General features: G+C 35.3%; 15 protein-coding genes. 13 read left to right on the top strand and 2 right to left on the bottom strand.

Annotated features, from left to right (window positions below; translation table 11 throughout):
- Positions 1 to 11: 11 nt before the first annotated feature.
- The 6 genes from Q4534_RS00845 to Q4534_RS00870 all read left to right on the top strand — a co-directional run bounded on the left by Q4534_RS00845 (position 12) and on the right by Q4534_RS00870 (position 8,975).
- The gene (locus Q4534_RS00845) at positions 12 to 2,441 is read left to right on the top strand and encodes an ABC transporter permease (RefSeq protein ID WP_303611268.1); all 2,430 of its coding nucleotides are present in this window, start codon (positions 12 to 14) and stop codon (positions 2,439 to 2,441) included.
- A gap of 168 nt (positions 2,442 to 2,609) precedes the next feature.
- Positions 2,610 to 4,976, top strand: a complete 2,367-nt coding sequence (locus Q4534_RS00850) for an ABC transporter permease (protein ID WP_303611269.1) — start codon at positions 2,610 to 2,612, stop codon at positions 4,974 to 4,976.
- A gap of 40 nt (positions 4,977 to 5,016) precedes the next feature.
- Positions 5,017 to 5,685 (top strand): ABC transporter ATP-binding protein, encoded by a 669-nt coding sequence (locus Q4534_RS00855; protein WP_303611270.1) that lies wholly within the window; start codon positions 5,017 to 5,019, stop codon positions 5,683 to 5,685.
- Between the two features lie 472 nt (positions 5,686 to 6,157).
- The gene (locus Q4534_RS00860; RefSeq protein WP_303611271.1) at positions 6,158 to 6,406 is read left to right on the top strand and encodes a hypothetical protein; all 249 of its coding nucleotides are present in this window, start codon (positions 6,158 to 6,160) and stop codon (positions 6,404 to 6,406) included.
- 113 nt (positions 6,407 to 6,519) lie between these two features.
- Complete coding sequence (locus Q4534_RS00865) at positions 6,520 to 8,124, top strand: SulP family inorganic anion transporter (protein ID WP_303611272.1); 1,605 nt, start codon at positions 6,520 to 6,522, stop codon at positions 8,122 to 8,124.
- Positions 8,125 to 8,330: 206 nt separating this feature from the next.
- Positions 8,331 to 8,975 (top strand): carbonic anhydrase family protein, encoded by a 645-nt coding sequence (locus Q4534_RS00870; RefSeq protein ID WP_303611273.1) that lies wholly within the window; start codon positions 8,331 to 8,333, stop codon positions 8,973 to 8,975.
- 128 nt (positions 8,976 to 9,103) lie between these two features.
- On the opposite strand, the gene Q4534_RS00875 is transcribed toward Q4534_RS00870, so the two are convergent.
- Both Q4534_RS00875 and Q4534_RS00880 read right to left on the bottom strand, forming a co-directional pair.
- Positions 9,104 to 9,742, bottom strand: coding sequence for a hypothetical protein (locus tag Q4534_RS00875; RefSeq protein ID WP_303611274.1), 639 nt, complete (start codon positions 9,740 to 9,742; stop codon positions 9,104 to 9,106).
- Positions 9,743 to 10,104: 362 nt separating this feature from the next.
- Positions 10,105 to 11,427: an alginate export family protein gene (locus Q4534_RS00880; RefSeq protein ID WP_303611275.1), complete on the bottom strand. Its 1,323-nt coding sequence runs from the start codon at positions 11,425 to 11,427 to the stop codon at positions 10,105 to 10,107.
- Between the two features lie 673 nt (positions 11,428 to 12,100).
- Between Q4534_RS00880 and Q4534_RS00885 the strand changes: the two genes are divergently transcribed.
- The 7 genes from Q4534_RS00885 to Q4534_RS00915 all read left to right on the top strand — a co-directional run bounded on the left by Q4534_RS00885 (position 12,101) and on the right by Q4534_RS00915 (position 25,558).
- Positions 12,101 to 14,071, top strand: a complete 1,971-nt coding sequence (locus tag Q4534_RS00885; protein ID WP_303611276.1) for a sialidase family protein — start codon at positions 12,101 to 12,103, stop codon at positions 14,069 to 14,071.
- 426 nt (positions 14,072 to 14,497) lie between these two features.
- Entirely contained in the window at positions 14,498 to 15,298 is an 801-nt protein-coding gene (locus Q4534_RS00890; RefSeq protein WP_303611277.1) for a response regulator transcription factor, read from the top strand.
- Between the two features lie 202 nt (positions 15,299 to 15,500).
- Positions 15,501 to 17,417, top strand: coding sequence for a PQQ-binding-like beta-propeller repeat protein (locus Q4534_RS00895; protein ID WP_303611278.1), 1,917 nt, complete (start codon positions 15,501 to 15,503; stop codon positions 17,415 to 17,417).
- Positions 17,418 to 17,543: 126 nt separating this feature from the next.
- Positions 17,544 to 18,626, top strand: coding sequence for a hypothetical protein (locus Q4534_RS00900; RefSeq protein ID WP_303611279.1), 1,083 nt, complete (start codon positions 17,544 to 17,546; stop codon positions 18,624 to 18,626).
- A gap of 485 nt (positions 18,627 to 19,111) precedes the next feature.
- Entirely contained in the window at positions 19,112 to 20,887 is a 1,776-nt protein-coding gene (locus tag Q4534_RS00905; protein ID WP_303611280.1) for a BspA family leucine-rich repeat surface protein, read from the top strand.
- 157 nt (positions 20,888 to 21,044) lie between these two features.
- Positions 21,045 to 22,847 (top strand): FISUMP domain-containing protein, encoded by a 1,803-nt coding sequence (locus Q4534_RS00910; protein WP_303611281.1) that lies wholly within the window; start codon positions 21,045 to 21,047, stop codon positions 22,845 to 22,847.
- 347 nt (positions 22,848 to 23,194) lie between these two features.
- Positions 23,195 to 25,558: a PDZ domain-containing protein gene (locus tag Q4534_RS00915; RefSeq protein ID WP_303611282.1), complete on the top strand. Its 2,364-nt coding sequence runs from the start codon at positions 23,195 to 23,197 to the stop codon at positions 25,556 to 25,558.
- The last annotated feature ends 543 nt before the right edge of the window (positions 25,559 to 26,101 follow it).

Consider the following 26,101-nt stretch of genomic DNA (forward strand, 5'->3'; position numbering starts at 1 on the left):
TCCCGAAAATCATGTATAAGAACTATCTAAAAATTGCTTTTCGAAGTATCTGGAAAAACAAAACCTTTTCATTGATCAATGTAATTGGCCTTTCCATAGGTTTGAGTGCTGCTTTTGTAATTGGTATCATGATCTATTATGACCTTACATTTGATAAATTTCATGAGGATAGAGACCGGATTTACCGTGTGGTAGTAGACACTCAGGGACCTGATCAGGAAGGACATTCTAGAGGTGTTCCGGTACCGCTGATTGATGTTTTACAAGCCAATAGAACAGGAATTGATCATGTCAGCCCTTTTTTTCTATTTAGTGTTAATAAAGTAACTGTAGCATCCAGTCAAAAAGAATTTGACTGGCCCGGAGATATAGTGATTGCTGACCAGGAATATTTTAAAGTATTCAAATACCAATGGCTTGCCGGATCATCCAATGCAGCGCTGGAAAACCCGTATGAAGTAGTATTGAGCAAAAGTAGGGCGGAAAAATACTTCCCTGACAAATCACCCGAAGAAATTATCGGTAATACCATGATCTATGAGGATTCTTTAATCGTAAAAGTAATAGGAATTGTGGCTGAATTTGAAGAACGCAGTGACTTTACCTTCAAGGAGTTCCTCTCCCGAAAGTCGTTTCAAAATTCAGAGAAGTATGGCTATATCTATGATACAAGTTGGGGAAGTATCAGTTCATCCACCCAATTGTTTATTAAAACGGATAAATTTAATAGTAAAGATGCAGTAAAAGCTCAATTGGATGCATTGGCAGAAGAGTACAGTAATGAAGAAATGGTTGCCATGGGTTATATCCGATCCTTCAACCTGCAACCTTTGAAAGCCCTGCACCTTAACGATAATTACGGTGTATTTGATAGCAGCCCTTATCGGGCAAGTGCTGATGTTTTATTTGGTTTGGGTTTTATTGCCCTCTTTCTATTGCTTTTAGGGTGCATTAATTTTATCAACCTCAATACAGCTCAATCTGCTAAGCGGGCCAAGGAGATTGGTATTCGAAAAACTTTAGGAAGTTCCAAAAAACAGTTGGTGATTCAATACCTGGGCGAAACTTTTATTTTGACCTTTGCGGCAGCTATAATGTCCCTATTCTTAGCTTCTTTATTGCTTCGTGTATTTGCCGACTTTATTCCTCCTGGGCTTAGTTTGGATTTAATGCAAAACCCGGTGCTTATTCTTTCTTTATTGCTGTTATTAGTCCTCATTACTTTTTTTGCGGGATTTTATCCAGGCCTTGTATTGTCTCATTTTAAACCAGTATCCGTACTCAAAAACCAATCGGTTTTGGATGGAGACAAGGGGAGTTTAAGAAAAATCTTAACTGTTTTCCAGTTTGTTATTGCCCAGGTGTTTATTATAGCTACACTGTTGGTAGGAAAACAGATAAACTACCTGATAAATAAGGATATGGGATTTAAATCGGAGTCCATCGCCTATATTAGAGCTCCGAGAAGTGATGCTTCGATTGAAAAATATGAAGCGTTTAAGGAGGGTCTTGAAACTATTCCTGAGATTAAAAATTTAAGTAATGCTGGAGCCCCTCCCGCATCGCAAAGCTATTCAGGAAGAGGTGTGAGCTATTTTTCTGAGGGAAAGGAAAACCATGTTCAAATACAATTGCTCTTTGGGGATGAAAATTACCTCGACTTATATGGCGTAGACCTTTTGACGGGTCGTTTACCTCTCAATGATTCCATTTCGGAATATGTAATCAATGAAACATTGATGCGCCATATTGGATTTCAAAAACCGGAAGAGGTCATTGGCCAGCAATTCAAAGTGAACGATAAAAATATACCTATTGTAGGGGTAATGGAAGACTTTAACCAAAGTTCCCTAAGAGAGGAAATAGAGCCTATGGCATTTGTTCAGAATAGTCAAAATAGAACCTTACACTTTTCCTTTCAAGCCAACGATACAGAAAATTGGCCTTTGGCAATTAATAAAATAGAAACGCAGTGGATGGAGTTCTTTCCTGACGAAACGTTTAAAATAAATTTCGTGGATGAAGATGTAAAACAATTTTATAGCCAAGAGCAAAAGACAGCAACACTTTTAAAATGGGCCACAGGTTTAGCCATACTTATCAGTTGCTTAGGACTTTTTGGCTTAGTTATCCATACCACCGAAAGGCGCACCAAAGAGATTGGTATTAGAAAAGTCCTTGGCGCTTCCATCATGCAACTTAACCTCTTGCTGGGTAAGGAGTTCATGGTATTGGTAGGCATTGCCTTTGTTATTGCTGTTCCTATAGCTTGGTGGGGCATAAGCACCTGGTTACAGGAATTCGCCAACCAAACAGCCTTGAGTTGGTGGGTCTTTCTACTTGGTGGCTTAGGTATTTCAATAATTGCATTGGCTGTCATCAGTATCAAAATATTTGCAACAGCCAATACCAATCCTGTGAAGAGTTTAAGTACGGAATAGGGGGGCGTTGTAAATTTATTGTACATATTCTGTCAAAAAATTTTACACGTAAAATTTAAATGAATAATTTAATGGATGTAAAAAACTGAAAATCAACTGATTGAATTTGTGGCATGAAGATCGTAATTGTAATGTAGAAGGCCAATCCTAACTAGAAATTTGTATACAATGCTAAGCTATAACTTAAAACTATTCTTCAGAAACATTAAGCACAACAAAGGATCTTTTATGATCAACACCTTTGGTTTAGGCATTGGCATAGCTTCATTTTTACTTTTAACCCTTTATGTTTACAATGACCTGACCTATAATCAGTTTCATGATAATTATGATAATATCTACAGGCTCAGGGATGGAGAATCTGTTCAAACCAAAGGGCCTTTATTGTCGAAGTTGTTGGAGGAGGTACCGGAAGTAGTCAATGGCACGCGGATATTCGATTGGGAGGGTTTTCGGATCAGCCATGGTGACAAAGCTTTTCAGGAAAATATTCATTATGTTGACCAAGGCTTTTTTTCCATCTTTAGTTTTCCTTTCACCGAGGGGTCCGATATAAATCCTATCCAAGAAAAATACAGTGTGGTGATAAGTACAGACTTTGCTAAAAAGTATTTTGGGAATGAACCGGCAATAGGTAAGAAACTCCAAATAAAATTTGAAGAGGTTTTTTTGGAAGTAAAAGGGGTAGTAGACATTCCTTCTAATTCATCCATAAAATTTGATATCGTTTCTTCCTATGAAACAGGTGAAGAGATTTCTCCTTGGATAAAGGGAATTCATGACTGGTACAATACTTTTTCCATAAGCTATGTTCAATTAAAAGATGGGATAGAACCGGAAGCAATTGATGAAAAATTAAAGCAGATTGTTAAAGAAAATTATTTACCTGTAGGTCAAAATGAAACAAACCTCAATTTGTTACCGCTCCAAGCCTATCATTCCACTGAAGAATCCAACCAAACTTTGATTGTTATCTTATGTATAATTGCATTGGGCATCATAAGTATAGCCATAGTTAATTTTATAAATTTGACCATTAATAGTGTACAGTCCCGAGTAAAGGAAATTGGAATTAAAAAAGTACATGGAGCTTCGGGAAGTGACATTATCGGACAAATATTGACAGAGTCTTTTGTGGTTAGCTTTATAGCTTTGCTGTTAGGGCTTATGTTGATGGGCTTATTTTTGCCAACATTTAATACACTCAATGATACAAGTTTGCAATTCACACCTTTTGAAAAGCCAATATTTATTTGGATTCCATTATTAATTTGGGCTGTTGTTGGAGGTCTGTCCGGATTAATACCTTCTCTTTTTTGGACCAAAGGAAAATTGACTGAAAGCCTTAAAGGGAATGTTTTTTCTGGTATCAGGTCTTCTTCAGGGAGTCATTCTTTAATTGTAATTCAGTTTGCCATAGCGATAATTTTAATTTCAGGAACATTATTGGTAAGGAAGCAGGTGCAAGGCATGCTGGAAAAAGATCCACTATTCGATACAGAAAATGTAATCATTACAGAATTACAACCCTGGCAGTTTCCCAATATGGAGAATACCGGCAATAATTATGAGCGAATTGCCAAGGAATTGGAAGAGAGCCCTTTGGTAGAATCGGTAAGTTTTTCTCAATGCATACCCGGGTATTATAGTGAAAACTACAATGTGTTTTTCCCTCATGGAAAAAACTCAGCGGAATCCATACACCTGAGAAAAGCTTATGTCGGAGCCAATTATTTCAAAACTTTTGGCATTCAACAATTGTCAGGAAATGGTTTTGAAAAAGGCAATATAAATTATGAAAATGCCATAGTACTTAATAAAGCTGCTGCGCAAAAGCTTGGCTTTAATGAGGCAAATGGACAAATTTTAAATGAAAGTTCTGAACAAGGAGATATCCGAAAGGTAGTCGGAATTGTAGATGATTTCAGTTATCAGGGTGTTCAGCATCAAGCTCAACCTTTGGTTCATATTTTTTCAGAACAGGAAGACTATACCAATTGGGGCTTTTTATCCATAAAGGCCAAGGAAGGAGCCAGCTTGCAAATGCTCGAACAATTGAAACAAAAATGGAAGAGTGCATTTTCAGGAATTGAACCTAAATTCTATTTTGCTGATGAAAAGCTTAATGAACAATACAAAGAATACGTCCAAATCAATACCCTGGTTGCTTGGTTTTCTATTCTGGCGGTGCTACTTTCTTGCATGGGTCTATTTGCCCTAGCATCCAACTCAATGGCCAAGCGAACCAAAGAAATTGGTATCCGAAAGGTAAATGGCGCCACAATTTCTGAAATTCTTCTTTTGCTTAACATGGATTTTCTAAAATGGGTAGTGCTGGCTTTTTTTATAGCCATTCCAATATCATGGTATGCCATGAAAAGTTGGCTGGAAGGTTTTGCCTTTAAAACTGAAATCAATTGGACTATTTTTTTGCTTGCAGGAATTGTCTCCATAGGCATTGCCATTTTGACTGTCAGCTGGCAAAGTTTCAAAGCAGCCACTGCCAATCCAATAAAAGCGCTAAAGGATGAGTAGTTAATTACAAAATAGATTTTAAAAATTATTAAATAATTCGATGTTAATAAACTTAAGAAATATTTTCAAATGGGTTCAACAAGGTGGAAGAAGGGTGTTTTTGCTTAAAGACATTAACCTGGAGGTAAAGGAAGGAGATTTTATTTCCATTATGGGACCTTCAGGCTCCGGAAAGTCTACTTTATTGAATATAATTGGTATGCTGGATGGATTTGATGAAGGGGAGTATAACTTTCTTAATGAACCTGTCCATCAATTAAAAGAAAAGAAAAGAGCATCGCTTTTCAAACAATACATAGGTTTTGTTTTTCAGGCTTACCATCTGATAGATGAGTTAACTGTCTATGAAAATCTGGAGATGCCATTGCTTTATAAAAAATACTCGGGGTCTGAAAGAAAGGCCCTTGTTGCCGATATGTTGGATCGATTTAATATTGTAGGCAAGAAGGATTTATTTCCTACACAGCTAAGCGGCGGACAACAACAACTGGTTGGGATTGCTCGTGCTTTAATTGGTAAACCAAAATTGATATTGGCCGATGAACCTACCGGAAATTTGAATTCAAAACAGGGAGAAGAAATTATGGACCTCTTTAGGCAACTGAACGAAGAAGGAGTCACTATTATACAGGTAACCCATTCGAAAAAAAATGCGGCCTATGGAAAAAAAATAATCCATTTATTGGATGGAAGAATGGAAAAAATATGAATCCTTCATTGTGAACTGTTATGGAATTAAAGAAAAAGTTTGACTCCAAAATACGAAATTGACCATCTATTAAATGCTGAAATTGCTTTAAAATCATCTACTTCGTTTCTGTTTGAATTTCACTATCATAATGTTATACTATAGTTTCAAAACAGCCTGATTTTCTTTTAATTTCAACGTTACCTGAAAATATTGAGGACAAGTATCTGGAATTCCATCGCATCATCCGGTGTGAACTTAATATTGAATTAAAAATTGGAAGTGACTTTTAATAATTTTTTAATTTTAGGATAAATTTCTCGCTTAAAAGTGTCAAATTGACAAAAATATCTAAACATTTTTGACGGTATGACGTTAATTTTTGAGTTATTCGTTATATTGCAAGTGCAAATATTTTAGATTGAATTTCAAGAAGTCTACATATCGGAGTATAGCATTTGGGTTTTTAACCCTCTTCTTATCTCTATTGTTTATGCCCAGCTTAGTGGTTGCAGCAATAGATGATGAGGTCAATATTTCCATGTTTTTTTCTTTCACCGAGGAAGAAACCAAAGAACACGAAGTAAAGTGTGAGTTGGATGTAGACGATTTTTTCCCAACCAATCATCTATTATTGGCCAAGTCTTTTGATGATGTTGTTTCTCGAAGGTTTAATATTGACAATATTGTCAATAGCCTTTATGATCCCGGCATAATCGTACCACCTCCGGAGTTTAATTAAATTTTCTTTTTGTCCATGTCGACATTAAGTTGACCGTGGTTTTTTATCACCCCTTAGTTCATTGGCTTTCATTTAGCTAAGGGAAAGAAATTTTAAACTCATAATTAAATTACATGAAAAGTAACAATCTATTTGCACATCTGAAATCAGATGTTGCATCAGGTTTGGTGGTATTTCTGGTAGCCTTGCCCTTGTGTTTGGGAATTGCATTGGCTTCAGGAGCCCCCTTGTTTGCAGGAATTATTGCCGGAATAGTTGGTGGTATAGTCGTAGGTGCCTTAAGCCAATCACATATTAGTGTTTCAGGGCCTGCTGCGGGCCTTACTGCCATTGTTTTTGTAGCCATAGCTGATCTTGGCTATGAGTCATTTTTGGTGGCTGTGATCTTGGCAGGAGCCATGCAGTTAATACTTGGCTTTGTGAAGGCCGGTACAATTTCAAATTATTTTCCTTCAAATGTAATCGAAGGAATGCTAGCCGGTATAGGTGTAATTATCTTTATTCAGCAAATCCCGTTGGCCCTAGGATCTGATGTGGAAATAGGCTCTGGTTTAGCCATTTTTACTGATATATTTGCTGCATTTCTAGACATTCAGCCGGGAATTCTCATTATTACAGTTGCCTCCTTGGCTGTGTTAATCACTTGGCAAAAGACGCCGGCATTAAAGAAATTGAAATTGGTGCCCGGAGCTTTGGTAGCAGTATTATTAGGGATATTTATTAATGGTTTATTTATTGCCACAAACAGTTCTTTTGCTGTAGGTGCAGACTACTTGGTTAACTTGCCGGTTCCAAAAAGTATAGAAGAGTTTAAAGGGATTTTTGTTAGCCCTTCGTATGAAGCGGTATTTAATCCCGGTGTGTGGATTGTGGCAGTTACTATTACTATTGTAGCTTCCATAGAAACATTGTTGTGTATAGAGGCAACGGAAAGATTGGATCCATTGAAAAGGTTTGTCAATACCAATGTTGAGTTGAAAGCACAAGGAGTTGGAAACATGATTAGCGGTGTTTTAGGTGGACTGCCAATGACTTCTGTAGTGGTTAGATCCTCTGCAAATGCCAATTCAGGTGCCAAAACTAAAATGTCGGCTATAATACATGGTTTTCTGCTTCTAATTTGTGTATTAAGCATACCAATGATACTCAATTTAATTCCTATGGCCACCCTAGCAGCCATTTTATTGACAATAGGATATAAATTAGCCAACCCAGCTACTATTAAACATTTTTGGGACCGTGGAAAATACCAGTTTGTACCATTTATTGCTACCATGCTAGCAGTAGTTTTCCTTGGTTTATTGAATGGCGTAGCCCTTGGAATGATCATAAGTGTTATTTTCATCTTACGTGGAAATATCAAAAAAGCATATTTCTTTAGGAAAGAAGAATACAGTAGTGGTGATGTGATTCATGTAGATTTGGCGCAAGAGGTGTCATTCTTAAATAAAGCGGCCATTAAACTTACATTGAATAAGCTTCCGGACAATTCCAAAGTAATAATCAATGCCTTTGATACGGTTTATATTGCACAAGATGTGCTAGATTTAATCCATGAATTTAAGATGGTGAATGCCAAAGAAAGAGGTATTAAAGTGGTATTGGTGGGATTTAAAGATGCTTACCGCTTAGACAATGACATTGATGCCAATAATAAGGTCTACATCGATAAAAACCTTTTATCCGAGGAAAAAATCAGTCAACTATTTAATAATTAATTTTATCCATTATTAGACAATAAAGTTGCCTTTTAAAAAGTGCATTTGGGTTCAAATCATTGTCAATTTACCTTAATCTTTTAAACTATTGGAAGATAAAAAATGATAGTTAATTGGTAATTTTGAATTAGAAAGGGGACAAATGGAATAATTATTGTCTTTAATGGAGCAAACAACCCAATATTTAAAAAAACAGAACTAAAAGAATGAAAGCACATACTGCAGAAACTCAGGCCACCATGACACCGGCTAAGGCCTTGGAAATATTACAGGAAGGAAACCAACGATTTGTAAGTAATTTAAAAGTAAACAGAAACCTGCTTGAGCAAGTCAATGCTACCAAAGATGGTCAATTTCCATTTGCTATTGTTTTAAGTTGTATAGACAGTAGAACTTCAGCAGAATTGATTTTTGATCAAGGTTTGGGAGATATTTTCAGTGTAAGGATTGCAGGAAATGTATTAAATAAAGACATTCTAGGCAGTATGGAATTTGCTTGCAAGCTTGCCGGATCAAAGCAAATTGTTGTTTTGGGCCACAGTAAATGCGGTGCAATAAAAGGTGCTTGTGCAGGAGTGAAAATTGGAAATTTGTCCGGTTTATTGGAGAAAATAGACCCTGCAATACATGACGTTACTTCACAAATGCCGGGTAAAGAACATACAGATCCCGAATTTATTAAAGCCGTAGAGAAAAGAAATGTGATCACCACTATGGACTTGATTTTACAAGAAAGTCCGGTTTTGAAGGAGTTGTATGAAAATGGAGAGATTGGAATGACCGGAGGATATTATGATGTAGATACCGGAGAGGTTGTTTTTATGAAAGCAGTTTTAGGTGAGCAGTCGTAAATCATAAAATTTTTAAAAGCAGATTTAAAACCTATTTTTGGTTTTTAAATCTGCTTTTTTATTCCTTCTATACGTACTATACGTATTATTTTTTTTAAGCTTTGAGGGTGGTGTTGCCGGCCTATTAATTAAAAATACAATTCGTGCTTGTGTTTTGGAGTAATGATCTTTGTTTCAAGTAAATTTCTATTGGAAAGATTGATTTTTAGGTTTTTATGGTAGAAAACCTCAGCTTCTTTTTTATGATTATTTTGGTTATTGTCGCAATCCTCATAGGTTTTGTTGTAATCAATTTTTCCAGTTGAAAGGTTAAAATCAAAAGTTGTCCAGTATTCACAATTTTTCCCAAAAATACTACTATGCCCAATCAATTGGAATTCATTGTTTTGAAACCTGTATTTGTCTTTAAAAGCCCATTTCCAACTACTTCCCCCGGAAAAACTTATGATTAAAATTCCTTTTTCAATGGTGATTTCCTCAAAAGGATCTCCCATAATGCCCCCTTCTTGACTTCTTAAAATTGCTTGTCTTGATTTTCTCCAGACCACCCATTTTCCATTTGAATATTTCAGCACTTGAATTTCCCTGATATTTCCATATTCTGAGGGTTCCGAGGTTTCAAATACAAGAACTTTTTCACAGACCTGATCCTTGTCCAAGTCCCCCTCCATTTCTGCAAGCAATTCATAACCATTTGGAATGATTATTTCCTGTCCAAAAGAGAAGGTACTAAATAAAAGGAGCACAAGAACAATCGACAATTTCATTTTTGAATGGTATGGTATTGGAGTTTAATTATTCTTTGTTCCACCAGAAATATACTATAAACCTGCTGTCATGTACTGCAATCGCTTCAAACAGACTGATTCTCTTACGATTGCAACCTTCCCTGAGAAAGCTCAGGTAAGAAAAGACGAATCCTATTGCATAATCTAGGTTCAAAAGGATTTTTTGTAGCTAAAAGTAGGAGCATGCACAGCTGTTCAATTTAGCAACTTTTCTTTCCTTACGTCTTGAAAAGATTCTTATTCTTTTCCTTCCGCACATTTTAAATCTTTTGTGATTGGTACATGGCCTTGGCAATACTTATTCTCTATTCATTGACAAGTGACATTGAGCCTATGGGATACTATAATGGAACGCCAATAAATTTTGCTTTATTATTTGGTCTGAAAACAAACATAATATAGGCCCAATTTTGGTTTTCTTTAAGGTCACCATTGTACTGAATATGATTAAAAGTATCAGAGGCTAAGAATTGACTATAACCAGCTTGTATAGAAACAGATTCACTGATTACCTTGCCTATGCTAAGGTCGATTTCTGACCCAAATCCCTTGTCCATTTCAGGACCACCGTATTCATCTCTAAGTAAGGTAGCATTCGCAGCAAAATTATGGTAATCCCCTTGTATCCAGAATCCCGAATCAAAATTATATCTAGTTCTTAAGTATATATCTCTTAAGCCTACTGAGTTAAAGTGATTGCCCACATAGAACAAATCCATAAACCCATTAAAAGCGTGATTGGTACCATATAGGGGGGCAAATGACTTGTTTTTTTGTTTGTCGTTTGTCGGTGTTCCACTTATCAGTTCAAAACCTGCCGTAGCCGTATACTTGCTGCCCTTCTCTTTGTTTTCTATTAATTTATGGGTAATGTGTGCACTAATATCATAAGCTGAGGTAGACCTGTTAAAGAAATCTTTTCCAAACTGATAATAAAAATAGCCTGAAACCTGTGTTTTAGGCAATGTATATTTTAAGGTTGGTAGCGCTAAGGTTTGTAAGTAGCGAATTCCTGTGTTGGTGATGTTGTTAATATTGTCAATTTCTTGATACTGTCTTCCATCATTCCAAAAAAGGAAGGCGTAATTAAATTTCCCGGTTTTGTTTTCAAAGCGAACTAACTGAGCTGCCTTGTAATTATTGTAGGAACTATAGACATGATCCTGAATTTTTTGATTGTCTTGGTTGAAACCAAAACCCATGTGCAGTTTTGCATTTTCTTTTTCATACTTCATCAGGGCAAATTCGTGGGATCTACCCTGAAGTGCCCAATCTAGGTTTCCCAGAAATCGTGCATTGTCATAATTTAACTCTTGCCTACCCAGTTTCAACTTCCAATATTCCCCGAAATTAACTTCAGCCCAAGCTTCATGCACTGACAAATAATTGTCGGAAATATTGGCAGTAGAGCTACTTCCCCAGGTGCGAACATCCTGAATACTCATAAAAAAAGTAAGGCGATCGACCTTATAACTTGCTTGAATTCTAGCTCTGTGGGCGATAAAACCTGCAGGATCAGCATTTTCATTCATTAATTTTTGATAGCCATTACGGTATTCGCTTCGGACAAGCATCTGTCCATCCAAGGTGAACTGAGCAATACTTTGGTTTGGGAAGGAGATTATTACAGTTAGTATTGCAATGACATGGTATATATTTTTCATAAATTAAGGTGTAAGTGAGTTTTAATAGTCGTTAGGTATTTAAATAATAGGTGCCTTTTTACCCATAATTTAGAGTGTTATTTCCTTAGAATACTCTAAGAAGACAGATCTATTCTTTTGGATTTTTAATCTTTTAGATTCTTTTCCAACTTTGGTGGTATATTTTCATTAAGTCAATACCAAAAGAATCCTTTGTGCAAGTCGTTGAGGAATAAATTTAATTTTAAATGAATCAAATATCCTTTGTAATGTAGTTGTTAAAAATTTAATCTTAAAAATGACTATTATATAATGAATAATGAAATTTAGGGTTAAAAAAATACATTTAATCTAAATATTAGCCTTGATTCATAAAGTTTAGGTTGAAATTCAATTCCAGTTTAATGATTATTAAATAAATACATTTTATAATTAATTCATTATTTGATTAAATGTAATAGCAAATGGGTCGTTTTAAATTGATTTTCAATAATTTAAAACTTGAATTTAGTAGGGTAAAACAGGTCCTAAATTTTGGTAGTATTATTGGAAACAAAATTCGTTTGGGCAAAGTTGAAGTAGATTTATTTACTTTATTGTACTTTTCTCAATTTTAAAAATATAAAGTAATTCGAGATGCAAATCGTTTATTGATGGTTTCAATTTAATAAAAATTAGATTTATCATTTTGGAAATGAAAGAAATAAACCCAATTAATAACTTAAATATCATGCATGTTTTTGATCGCTTTTTTTATTCTCTTCAAGTATTTTTTAGCATAAAATGCTGGGCTTATGGTGGAAAATGTTTGCTTTTATCTGTCTTATTTGTGGTTTACATTACTTCAGTAAACGCACAGCAAATTGATTGGAGAAATATTAAAAATGGTAGGATTATACCTGACAAAAGCTATAGTGACCAACCCTATATCGTAAAAACAAATGATGGAGCTTGGCTATGCGTAATGACCACAGGGTCCGGCCATGAAGGCGCCAGTGGTCAGCATATCATCAGCCAAAGAAGTATGGATCAAGGCCTTACTTGGGAAGACATGATAGCAATAGAACCTTCTGATGGCCCTGAAGCCTCCTATGCAGTGCTTTTGAAAGCCCCTTCTGGAAGAATATTTGTGTTCTACAACCACAATACAGATAATTTAAGGGAAGTAAAAGGAGACGATCCTCCCTATAAAGATGGAATTGTAAAAAGGGTAGATAGCCAGGGCTATTATGTGTTCAAATACTCAGATGACAATGGTAAATCCTGGTCAAAAGACAGGTATACCATACCCGTACGGGAATTTGAAATCGACCGTAATAACGTTTATCGGGGGGATATCCGATTTTTTTGGAATGTTGGAAAAGCCTTTACCTATCAGGGAACTGCCTTTGTCCCCTTGACCAAAGTGGGTGGATTTGGCAATGGTTTTTTCACCTCAAATGAAGGCGTTTTACTAAAAAGTGACAACCTTTTGGAAGTGGATGATCCGGCTAATGCCAATTGGGAAACCTTACCCGAAGGAGATATAGGTTTAAGAACTCCGAAAAATGGAGGTTCAATTGCTGCAGAACATAGTTACTCCATACTTAGTGATGGCTCTTTTTTTGTGGTTTACCGTTCATTGGATGGGCATCCTGTATACAGCTATAGCAGAGATCAAGGTAAAACTTGGGACAAACCCCAATACATGAGGTATGCAGATGGCCGCCTAATGAAAAATCCTAGAGCTGCTAATTTTGCATGGAAATGTGAAAATGGTAAATACCTTTATTGGTTTCATAACCATGGGGGGAGATTTATTAGGGAGCATCCCAATCCTGGTTCAATTGGCTACAATGACCGGAACCCGGTATGGATGGCTGGAGGGGTTGAAGTGGATGGGAAAGATGGGAAAGTTATTCAATGGAGTCAACCCGAGATTTTACTATACGATGATGATCCTTTGGTTCGCATGAGTTATCCTGACCTGATTGAGGAAAATGGAAATTATTATATTACGGAAACCCAAAAAGACATTGCCCGTGTCCATCAGATTGACAATGCTTTTTTGGAACGACTTTGGGCACAGTTTGATGAACCTGTACGGATACGTGATGGCTTACTGATCAATTGGTCAGCAGAGGGCAAAAGCTTACCGCAAAAACTTCCGGCCCCGAATGTACCCACCTTTCGTGTTAGGGATACCAATACTGCTGATTATAGAGGGAAAAGCTCCAATGTAGGCTTTACTATTGAACTGGGATTTTTGCTAAATGAAATAAAAGCAGGGCAGGTACTTGCCGATACTAGAGATGGCTCAGGCAAAGGTTGGTGGATAAGCATTTCTGAAAAGAACAACATTAAGTTTCAGATGAACGATGGACAAACCGAGGCCGGATGGAGCTCTGATCCAGGTTCCATACAACCGAACACCCAACATCAGGCAAGTATCATAATAGATGGAGGTCCAAATATCATTTCATTTGTAACAGATGGCCAATTCAATGATGGGGGAGAGGATCGGCAATTTGGCTGGGGGAGGTTCAGTCCCTTTTTCAAATCTCCTGAAGGTTCAAGTACTTTACTGCTAGGTCCAAGTATGAGTGGAGAACTGAATTATGTGAGGTTTTTTGATCGGGCTTTGATGGTTTCAGAGGCTTTGGCAAGTCAGAGGTGGATGGAGTGAGAGGGTGATGGAGTGATTGAGTGATGGGGTGATTGGGTGATGCAGTGAGAAGTGGGTGGTAGTTCGGTTGATTTAGCATGAAAATGAGGGTTATGCTGTGGAATTAGATTGATTTCTTTTAAAAATTAATTAGCCTGGTTTTGGCCAAATCATTTAACTATATATTTTCCAACGTAAAAATGGTTTTTAGAAATATAGTGAAGCTGTTCAAAAAAAAAGATGATATGCTATCATAAATAGGAAGAAAGTGTTATTTTCTTTTCCCTCAAATCACCTTTTTTAGGTTAGAATTAAATAAAGATTCCATATAAATTACAGTAAAAGTCCGAAATTATCAATTATCTGTATTTATTACCTACTATTTTTTGTATATGAAAAGCTTTTATATTATAATGAGATTTAGTTTAATAAATCACATTATATTCTATGAAAGAATTTTCAAGTGATCGCGTAATAGACCTTTGGAAAAAAGAGTATTCATCTAAACTAAACAAACCCACAAAATACAATCCATCCCAGCAATTTCATCAAATTGCTAATATGTGTGCTCCTGGAAAATTCTTCTATTACATTTTAAATATTAACAATATTAGTTTAGATTTTATTCATCCAAACGTGGAATATGTTTTGGGAATCAAACCTGAGGATGCTTCAATAGGCTGCTTATTAAAATCAACCTTACCAAAAGAGCTAGAAATTATAATAAAGAAAGAAAAAATTATATCTGAGTTTATTTCAACTTTTTCAGATCATAATGATTTGCTTAATTACAAGATAGTATATACTTATAAGTGCAAAGGGGTAAAAGGAAAAATTCAAACTATGATGATTCAAACAACACCACTTACACTTTCTGAAACCTGTAAAATCGAGCATTTATTTGTTATACATTCTGATATCAGCCACCTTGGAAATGTGAGTACTGATTGGATATCTTTTAGAAGTCTTAACGGTAAAAAATCATACTTAAAAATCAAAGCACATCACGGGCGTTTTGATCCAAAGCTAGCCAACCTTGATAAACCTTCCTGTATTTTTGATCTTACTAAAAGGGAGTTAGAAATCTTAAAATTGATGAGTCAAGGTTTAAATGCAAAAGCAATTTCAGAGAAACTCCATATTTCTTTTAATACTACACGAACCCATCGTCAAAATATACTCTCCAAAGCAAATGCATCAAATACAGCTGAATTAATAGCGAAATGCCTTTCCGAAGGGATTCTATAAAATAAATAAACTCGAAATTGTAAAATAAATACGCTTTTTGAGTGACCATAAATATTATAATATGGTGTTAATTGCATTTGATAAATATGTCATTATTGCATTTAAGTTAAATCCATAATTCTAAAATATTAGACAAATATAGGGACTAAAAAAAACATGTCACTAATATATTTTGTCACCCCACTTATAATATGCGTGGCTTATGAAAAAATTACTACTTTATATGATTTCAATTATTGCGCAAGTTTCACCTTTAATAGCGCAACAATCAGAAGGTTCGTGGATTCTAGAATTTGAAAAAAAACCGATTTGGAAATCTGTAGATTTACAAATGAAAATGCTATATTATTATGATGATGAGCGCTTGCACGCCTATGACTACATCAATAAAAAATACGCCTGGCAGGTAGATTTGCCTAATTTTAAGGGTGCAGATCATAAATATTCCCTTAGTAATCCAAATATACAACTCACACAAGAAAAAGCTTTTACATTTAATGAAAAAGTTAAAAAATCGGTAATTTTAAATAGGACTACAGGAGAAGTGCTTTTTAATACATTTGAAATGGAAGAATTTGAAGACACTCAGATTCATTACTCTCTTGACCATAAGTATGCTCTATTGGTTAGAATTGAAAGAATTAAAAAAGATAAGAAGAAGGGGATCGATAAACAAGTTAATAAATACTTGAGTTTGATAAAACTTGGTGATTCAAAAGTTTTATGGACAATTAAATTGCCAGAATATGAGGGGAAAGGAAAATTTTTTGCTAAAAATTATGATTTTGAGTTTGGTCCAGTTGCTAACGATGAGGTAGTAGTTTTTTCCTATGGACTAGATTTGTATGCGTATAATGTTACTGATGGAAGTTTACGGTGGAAAAAAGAAATCGATGCCGAAGGCATAACGCATTTACGCGTCCCAGGGACTGGTATAAAAAAAAGGGGGTTTATTCTTACCTATAATAACCCTGAAAAGGATAATTTAGAAATGGATCTTATAGACTTTGAAAATGGTGATCCTCTATGGGAAGAACCAATTGATTTTGGAAGATATTATAGTATTACTTTTGGGCCAGAATCAATTTTAGTAAAATCTGCAAATGGCTTTAATTATGTGGATTACAAAGGAAATTATAGATGGAACGAAAGTGTAAAGACTAAAGGTAAAATTGTAAAAATATACCAACAAGATGGAGGTTTTCTAATAATTGAAGAAATGCCTCAACCAACTAAAGATTATAAATATACAGTGAATTGGTTGGATAAAGATCAAAAATTTGCATTTGAAGAATCATATCCTATCCCTACTTCAAATATCCGTGAAGGAATTAATTTGAATGGTTATTTAATCCTTATAACAGATAGGGATTTTTATACATTTAATTTACAAGAAGGAAAAATAATAGCTAAGAATTCACTGTATAAGAATCAGGCATTTGCCATTAATGAGTTGAATAAGGACATAATTTTTACTGATTACCATTCAGCCTATCGCTTAGCTGAAAATCAGAAGGAACCGGTTATGTTGATTGATAAACCTTCTTTTCGTTCTAAAAAGGACACAATTTGGAGAATTGAGGCCTACGAAGATAAATATTCTCTTATAACAAGGGAGGAAATGGTTCAATATGACTACCACGGCAATGAAACTGGCCATATTAATTATAATACTTCATCTAAGGTTTTGAATGTATTGGCAAATGTTGCAATTATTGCAGTTGGTGTTGCTTTTCAAGACGATATAGCCAGAATGAATAGAATGGTTTATGAAAGTGGTTTAATCGATAGTGATGAGTTCTTTTCGAATCTTGAACTAATGGCTGTCGGAGGGATTGGTTCAGCTGCTGTTCTTGGTAAGGCTATTTATAATGTTGCTGACATGTTTGAAGGAAATAAACCTGTAAATAATCCCTATGCTAAAATGGACAAATTGTGGATATATAGGGATAAACTTGATGAAGCAGGTTGGGGATTACGCATCATAGATACCGAAACAAGTACTGAACTATATCAGTTGAATTTAGAAAACGGTAAAAATTTCAGTTATGTAGTAGATGAAGCGTCTGAGATCATTATTAGTACAAAAGATGAGTCTATAATGTTTTTCCAATTGTAATGGAATCACACCAAACCTATCTAGATAATTACAGTGTAATTGAATCAAATATAACTTTACTTATATAAGTATTTTAAAATATATTAATAAACAGTATTACCTATCATAACATTCTATTTGTAAATAATGAAAAGTGAATTTAATAATTATCTAATGATCATAAAAATAAATAATGTAACGACTATCTCTCTATTCTTTTTATTTTTTATAATGACATTATTTGCTACATATGGGCAACGCCCCAACTCAAAAGCGATTAAATTCGATATAAGGCAACCTCCCTCAAATCCTTTACCTACCAATGTTAAAACCTACTATGGTGAGTATTTGAATAAAACCTCAAATTTCAGGACTTCAACACTCTCTTCTGACGATCCAGAAAAGGAAGGTAAAAGAATTGTGCTTTATGGATATAAACGAGCAGAAAGTAAGTTGTCAGCTGATGTATTATTAACTATTACCGTTAATGGGGCTAATTATGAGAAGAGTATAGAATCATACAAAGGAAAGAAAAAACAAAAAGACGGGACTGTTATTGAGGTGACTGAGTATACTTTTCGAGTCATCGCAAAACTCAACACCAGTGTTGAAATGAGAGATTTACGAAATGATAAAGTTCTTATTCTTCAGGAGGGACTTGAAATGGTAGATCAATGGGAATCAAGTTTTCTTGAGTCTAAAGCCTTAGCCGAAAAAGGCCTTAAAGTGAGTGGAATACCTAATGTACCTTATCAATATGCTTCTATTTACAAAAAGCGTTTTAATGAGTTTGTTGATAGAGTAAATAATGATTATGGTTTTCCGATTGTAAATTTCAAATTTCAGATTGCAACAGGAAAAGCCAGAAAATTTGAATATGAAGATCTCAACAGTGCTTATTCTAAAATTAAAAATTTAGCATCGAAATACCCGGTCTCTGATATGTCAAATGAGTATAGACTGGAATTGCAAGAATGTGTGGAAATTTGGAAAGAAGCATTAAATGAGTATCAACCAAACAAAAAAAAGGCTAGAATTAACGATAAGATTGCTGGTGCATTGTTTATGAATATTGCGAAAGCCTATTTTATGATGCAAGACTGGAAGATGGTCTATACCTTTTGCGATAAAGCTAAAAGTTTCAAAACAGAGATGAATTCTGCAAATAATTTATATGAACGAACAGCAGTTCTAGAAGAGAGATATTATGGTATTGCGAAGCTTAATTAGGAAAACAACATTAGGGTAGTTTTATAGCACTGTACTAATTGTAGCCCCTTATAGTGTACAGGAGTAATAAAGCCTTAATATCCTCCATAATTTTCAACTAATGGAAAATTTCTTGCGTCGAAAAAAAATCACTATATAGGCTTTCAAGTTAGAAAAATTTTAACTAGCTAAAATTTTTCTTTGTTAATTAAATATATAGATGTTGATTAACATGGACAAAATGAGACTGTTGCTGGAACCTGAATAAATCAAAGCATTTGCATTTTAATATAATTTGAGTTCAGTGTTTACTGGTTTTGAAAGCCTTTGGTGTTGCTTCCAAATGGATCTCCTTTTAAGGCCAGGCTTCCCGATTGGGATCCGAACTTATAAAGACGATTACCCAATCCTTCTTTATAAGTTAATCCCTTTAAAGGCCATGGGTGCTGGTCATAAGGTATGAAAATAACGAAGAGTAATAAATATGATATAAAACATGCTCATCTGTGAAGATTTTCAATTTAAAATATTGCCTTATCGCTTTTACATGGCTACTTGTCCTTCAATCTTGTACTGATGGGGAAGAGATGACACCACAGAATATGGCACCATCCATGACCGCCCAATCCTTTAATGTGTCAGAAGCTGCCGTTTCGGGAAATGTATTGGGTACAGTTAGTGCAATTGACCCAGATGGGGATGCGCTTACCTTTAGAATTTCTGCAAACGATAATAATCTGTTTAGCATAAGTTCCTCAGGAGCTTTAAGTTTGGCCACAGGACAAAGCCTGGACTTTGAAACAGCTACAAGCCATACCATCACGGTTTCCGTTTCTGATGGGGAGCTGAGCACCGAAGCGGATATGTCTATTACTGTAACAGACGAAAACGAGAATACAGCTCCTGAAATTTCCGGACAGCCCTTTACTGTAGCGGAAGACATTTCGGTCGGGGATCTAATTGGGACTGTGGTTGCTACAGATGCGGATGGGGATGCACTTACTTTCAGCATCTCTACCAATGACAGTGACCTATTTGAAATCACCTCAGAGGGTGAGCTAAGTCTGGCTACTGGAAAAAACTTGGATTTTGAAACCGCTACTGTACATACCATTACAATCACCGTGACAGATGGTAAGCTTGCTACGGAAGCAGAGATGACCATTAATGTTACGGATGTAGATGAGACGACCGTAACAGGTACAGGATTTATTACTACTTGGAAGACCACTAGAGTTAATGAGACTATATTTATAAATACAAATCCAGATTTCACTTACAACTACTCGATAGATTGGGGTGATGGTACTATAGAAAATGGTCAAACTTCTGATGTTAGACATTCCTACGCTTTAGCTGATACTTATACAGTTGAAATCACTGGCGAATTTCCTGCCGTTTTTAAATCTTTAAGCAAGATTCAGACTGTTGAACAATGGGGCCATACCCAATGGAAATCTATGGAATATGCTTTTTCTGATAGCCCTTATTTGAGGTTTAATGCATCTGATCTGCCTGACCTATCAGCCGTAACGAATATGAATGGGATGTTCTCCGGTGCTACTTCCTTCAATAGCGATATAAGCGCTTGGAATGTAAGCAGCGTTACAAACATGAATGGAATGTTCTCTGGCGCAACCTCCTTCAATGGAGATATTAGTGCTTGGGATGTAAGTAACGTGACCGAAATGTATGGGATGTTCTTCGAGGCCACTTCCTTCAATGGCGACCTTAGTAGTTGGGATGTAAGTAGTGTAACCGACATGAATGGAATGTTCAATGGCGCTATTTCCTTCAATAGCGATCTTAATGATTGGGACGTAAGCAATGTAATTTATATGGATCGTATGTTTCAGGACGCTGTTTCCTTCAATAGTGATCTCAATAAGTGGGATGTAAGTAGTGTAGAAGGAATGGGGCGAATGTTTGAAAACGCAACTTCATTTACCAGTAGCCTTGACGAATGGGACGTAACTAGTGTAACCACCATGCAAGACATGTTTTTTCGAGCCGAAGCTTTTAATGGCGATATTAGTACTTGGAATGTAAGTAACGTATCAAGAATGCAAGGGATGTTCCGGTCTGCCGTTAACTTCAATGGCGACTTAAGTAGTTGGGATGTAATCAATGTAACCGACATGTATTATATGTTTAATAACGCAAAAGCATTTAGTCAAGATCTGTCAGATTGGAATACTTCAAGCGTTACAAGTTGCAATGGCTTTAGTTCTGATTCGGGACTAACTCCTGATCAATTACCAACAAAAGGTTGCTTTGAGTAAAGATAAGGCGTTAGAAGAATTTCAAAAGACATAGACCTATATGATCCACTTTACGTGATTTTTTAAAATCACGTAACCGTTAGGGAGTAGGTTTGAAATTGGCGATAAATTTTAAGATATGTAAAATTTAAATTACTATAATTAAGCTATTTGAATTATGAGAATATTTAGAATATTAGTACCAACATTATGTGTTTTTATTATTTCAGCAAGTAGTCTTACTGCTCAGAAAAGAAATTTTCAGCTAGCAAAAGAGGCAAAAAAAAATGACCGAAAATTTGTAGCTGCCTATGCTGCTACTGAGGTGCTGCTACATGAGGATGCTTCGAAAAGAATGGTTAGAAACTCGCATGAAATTTTAGCTGAATTCATCGATGAAGGTCCGGAAGAAATGCAAAGTTTTATTAAGGATTTAGAAAGTCAAGCTGCAAAATATCATCGTGATGCATCCGTTAGCAAATTATCCAACGTAGTTTCATTGATTAAGCAGCTTATAGAATATCAAGAAAACCTGGAACAAATTAGTCCGGAAAGACTTGCCGCACCTAACAAAAAAAGTAAACCAATAACTGTGGTGAAGAAAAGCTATGATGATGAATTTAAACAGGCGCAAGTTGCGCTGTTAGATGTAAAATCAAAAGCGGCAGAAGATTATATACAGGAAGCAAGACTTATAAGTCCCAAAAAAAACATTGATCTCTTAAAAAAAGCCTATTCTCATTACGAAAAAGCCCGAGAGCTTAATCCTGAAGTTAAGTCTGAAATAAAAATTGAATTTACCAGTTTAGGGGATCTTATAGGTCTTCAAATTTTGGACCAAGCCAATAAACTACTGGAAAACTCGCAAAATGAATATAAGTTGGATAGCGCTTATACTTTACTTAAAAGTGCATCCTATTATACTCAAAATGGGGATGTTGTAAATAGAGAAAATGAGATTAAACTTGAACTCTGTGAATTCTACTACACCAAGGCAAGTAATCTGCTTTTAGAACAAAGTACTCCTGAAAATATTCCTGAAAAACAAATACAAGAAACCGAGTCAAATGATGTAGAAGGCATCGAATTGAAAGTAAATAAAACAGTATTACTTAGTGCTCTACAGGAAAAAATTACTGGTGTCTCTTCAGAAAATGTTGAACAAACTTCAAATTCTGGGCTAAGTCAGGTATCAACAGTAAGCTCAATTAACGCTTCAAATGTCGGTATTGAATCGTTTAAGAATAGCCACAGAGCCTTGTTTTATTTAGAAAGGCTTATCAATATAGATGAACAATACAAGGATGTGGAAACTTTAATAGCGAATGCGAAAAGACTCACTTATTATAAAGACGCGAGAGATGCCAAAATTTATCCCTCAGCGCAAATTGGTGATTTAATTTGGATGACGAAAAACCTAAATTACGCCGTAGGTGCTGAGTACCAGTTTTATTGTTTCGGAGGAAACCCTGATGACAAAAGATTTATTGACGAGGAAAGTGCCTTTTACACTTACTCTGTGGCAACTAAGGGGTCAGCGAATTCCAATGGAATCAAAGGAATATGTCCAGTAGGCTGGCGAGTACCTTCTACTGAAGATTGGAAAAATTTAAAGGAAATGATAGTAAGTGATGATGCTAACTGGAGTATTTTCAACCCCGAATTTAGTGGATCAAACTCATTAAAAATGTATGACCAACAGGTGGACCCGTGCGAAAAATGGACTGGAGGGTACTATGGCGTTTACTGGTCATCATCACTTTCTGAATATACAGCTTATGAAGGGGCCGAAAGAGAGACTAAAATTGACTATATTGAATTTTTTCAATCTAGCAATCCAATACCAAGAAAAGTCGGCGTTGAAAATCCATTAGTTAGAACAGGAGAAGACTCCAAAATGGTATTGGGTGAAAATACTGGAAACAACAAAATGATGAATTGCAGATGTGTGATGGATGCAATAGCAACCAGTGAGTTATGAAATTACTTGGTCAAATATTAGAATATTCTTGATCTATATGGATTTCACTTATTGTTACTAGTGGGATTCGGTGATCGTTTCGTTAGTTATAAATCAGTTGTTATTATTTGGTGCCAAAGAAGTGGAATATTTATTTATTTTTATTTTTGACTATTTTTTAAAAAAAAATTTATAAAACTTAAAGCTATAATAATTAAAATATTGTAAACATCTAATAATAAAAATTTTAACTCTGTATTTGAAATATTTTACAAATATTTTCTATTAACTTTTTTAAATCTGATTTGACTAATAAAGGCTAGTATCACTTATATTTAGTTTTTTGAAATAGAGAGACCTGACCCAAGATGAAATTAATTAGATCCAGACTGTCTTTAATGCTTGTTCTATTTTCCCTATTAAGTTGTGGAGAGAGTGATTATACGATTTATGTAAGTCCAGATGGCATCAACACACAGGAAGGTACCGAAGATTTTCCTCTGCAGACCATTGACCGAGCTTTGGAAATGGCAATGGATATTAGAGCGGATAAAAAAGGAAAAATAAGCATTTACTTAAAGGAAGGTGAGTACCATTTACCCGCCCCTTTAGTTATTCCGAATGTCTTAAGTGATTTAGCGATCATTGGTGAAGGGGCAGAAAAAGTTAGCGTAAAAGGGTCAAAAGTGCTTCAAACGAATTGGAAGCCTTTTGATGAGCATATTTTCTTTACTGAGCTTAGTGAAGCTATTGATTTTAGCCAGTTATTTATCAATGGCAAAAAGCAAATTCTTGCCAGGTATCCTAATTATAATGAAAATGGCGGTGCTTGGCAAGGTCATGCTGCGGATGCCATCTCCAAAGAACGTGTAAGCACATGGGAAAATCCTGCAGGTGGATTTGTTCATGCCATGCACCGTGGCAGGTGGGGAGGTTTTCATTATTTAATTACCGGAGTTGATGCTGAAGGCGAACTGATACTCAGCGGTGGGCATCAAAACAATCGACCTTCAAGTATGCACCCGGAACTCAGAATGGTGGAAAATATATTTGAGGAGTTGGACAGTGAAGGGGAATGGTATTTTGATAAGCAAACAAACAGGCTATACTTATGGGTAGAAAAAGGAACAGATTTATCCAATTCAATCACCGAAGTATCATGGCTCAAACACCTGATAGAAATTACAGGAAATAGCAAAGAACCGGTTAAAAATATCAAGATTGAAGGCATACGCTTTGCCCATACTAAGACTACTTTTATGGAGGGTTATGATAAGTTGCTGCGAAGTGACTGGACCATTTATAGAGGTGGGGCCATTTTATTAACCGGAACCGATTCCGTTTCAATTCTGGATTGTGAATTTACCAAATTGGGTGGAAATGTGATTTTTGTAAATGGTTACAACCGAAATACAGGGATTGTAGGAAATCACATTCATGATTGTGGCGCAACGGCCATTGCTTTTGTTGGGGATCCTACGGCTGTTCGTTCAGGAGCTTATCAATATGAGGAGTTTGTTCCTATTGAAGACATGGATACTATCCCCGGTCCGGCCAATGAACTGTACCCTGAAACAGCCAAAGTTGCGAATAATTTGATCTATAGAATAGGCCGTATTGAAAAGCAAGTGGCAGGGGTACAGGTATCTATGGCGATGAATATTCATGTTCAAAATAATAGTATTTATGATGTACCTAGGGCAGGAATTAATGTGAGTGAAGGAACATGGGGAGGTCATTTAATTGAAAATAATGACGTGTTCAATACTGTTTTGGAAACCGGGGATCATGGGGCTTTTAACTCTTGGGGTAGAGATAGATTCTGGCATCCCCAAAGGAAGAAAATGGATAGTCTTGTAAAAGTAAACCCTCAAATGCCTTATTGGGATGCCAAACATACAACGGTGATCAGAAATAATCGTTTTCGTTGCGACCATGGATGGGACATTGATTTGGATGATGGATCTTCCAACTATCATATTTTCAATAATTTATGTCTAAATGGAGGGATAAAATTACGCGAAGGTTTTAATAGAAAGGTGGAAAATAATATTATGCTAAACAATGGTTTCCACCCTCATGTTTGGTTTGAAGACAGTAAAGATGTGTTTAGAAAGAATATAAGCATGACCAAACATTTCCCTATTCGCCTTGAAGGATGGGGTGAAGAAGTAGATTATAATTTGTTACCTGATTCAATTTCCCTAGCATTAGCGAGAAAAAATGGAACAGATTTTAATAGTACCTATGGAAATCCAAAATTTCTTTCTCCTGAAACAGGTGATTTTACGATAGCAAATAATTCTCCGGCACTTCAGTTGGGGTTTAAAAATATCCCAATGGATAATTTTGGTGTTCAAATAGCTAATTTAAAAGAGATAGCTAAACAACCCAATATTCCTGAATTAAATGCTTTGTATGCTCAATATGATGATACAAATTTAAAAAACTGGTTGGGAGCTAAACTTAAGAATGTAGAAACACTAGCTGAACAATCTGCCTCGGGTTTACATAAAAAGGCTGGAGTAATTGTTTTAAGTGTGGCTAAAGAAAGTAAATTGGAAATGGCAGGCATTGAAGATGCTGATGTTATTGTGGAAGTAGGAGGGGAAGAAATAGAAAACATTTCGGGTTTACTTCTTAAGTACCAGGAAAATTTATGGCGTGGTGTTTTAGATTTAACGATTATCCGTAATCAGAAAAAACGGAAAATTAATGTGAATTTACAGTGAGTTTTAAGTTGACAAAAGCCATTTTCTTAACTCCTTAAAGCGAAGTTTTTATGGGTTTTGCTTCAGTATTCATAAGATTTTATTGAAATATGTAGTAAAATTATTATTTGAATAATTTTTTCAAAAAATAAATATATAGACTGTATCTTCTTTTTTGTGTTTTAGATATTATTTTTTGTTCTTTGAATATTTTTTCTAAATAAAGTTTGGGAAATTAACATTGATCATATATTATATATAGTAAAATTGTTAATTTTGCATATACAATTGAGTGAAATTCTAGGAAATCTATCAGCTTTCTTGGAATGATGTTTTTTGTACGTGAATGGTTAAATATCCAAATAAATGGTTTTTTAGGTGGTTAAACTAGTAAGGTGCTGCTTTTTTTCTGCAGATAAAGAAAGGAATACTTTCTCCCATTTAGGTAATGCTCTAGTAGTTGATTTTTATTATTATAAATAAACTATTTTATTGCACATCCTAATTTATATAAATTAATACATAGAAAAATAAAGAATAATTTTTTTATATCATTTAATTATA

The organism is Cyclobacterium sp. 1_MG-2023, from assembly GCF_030546805.1.
Classification (GTDB): Bacteria; Bacteroidota; Bacteroidia; order Cytophagales; family Cyclobacteriaceae; genus Cyclobacterium.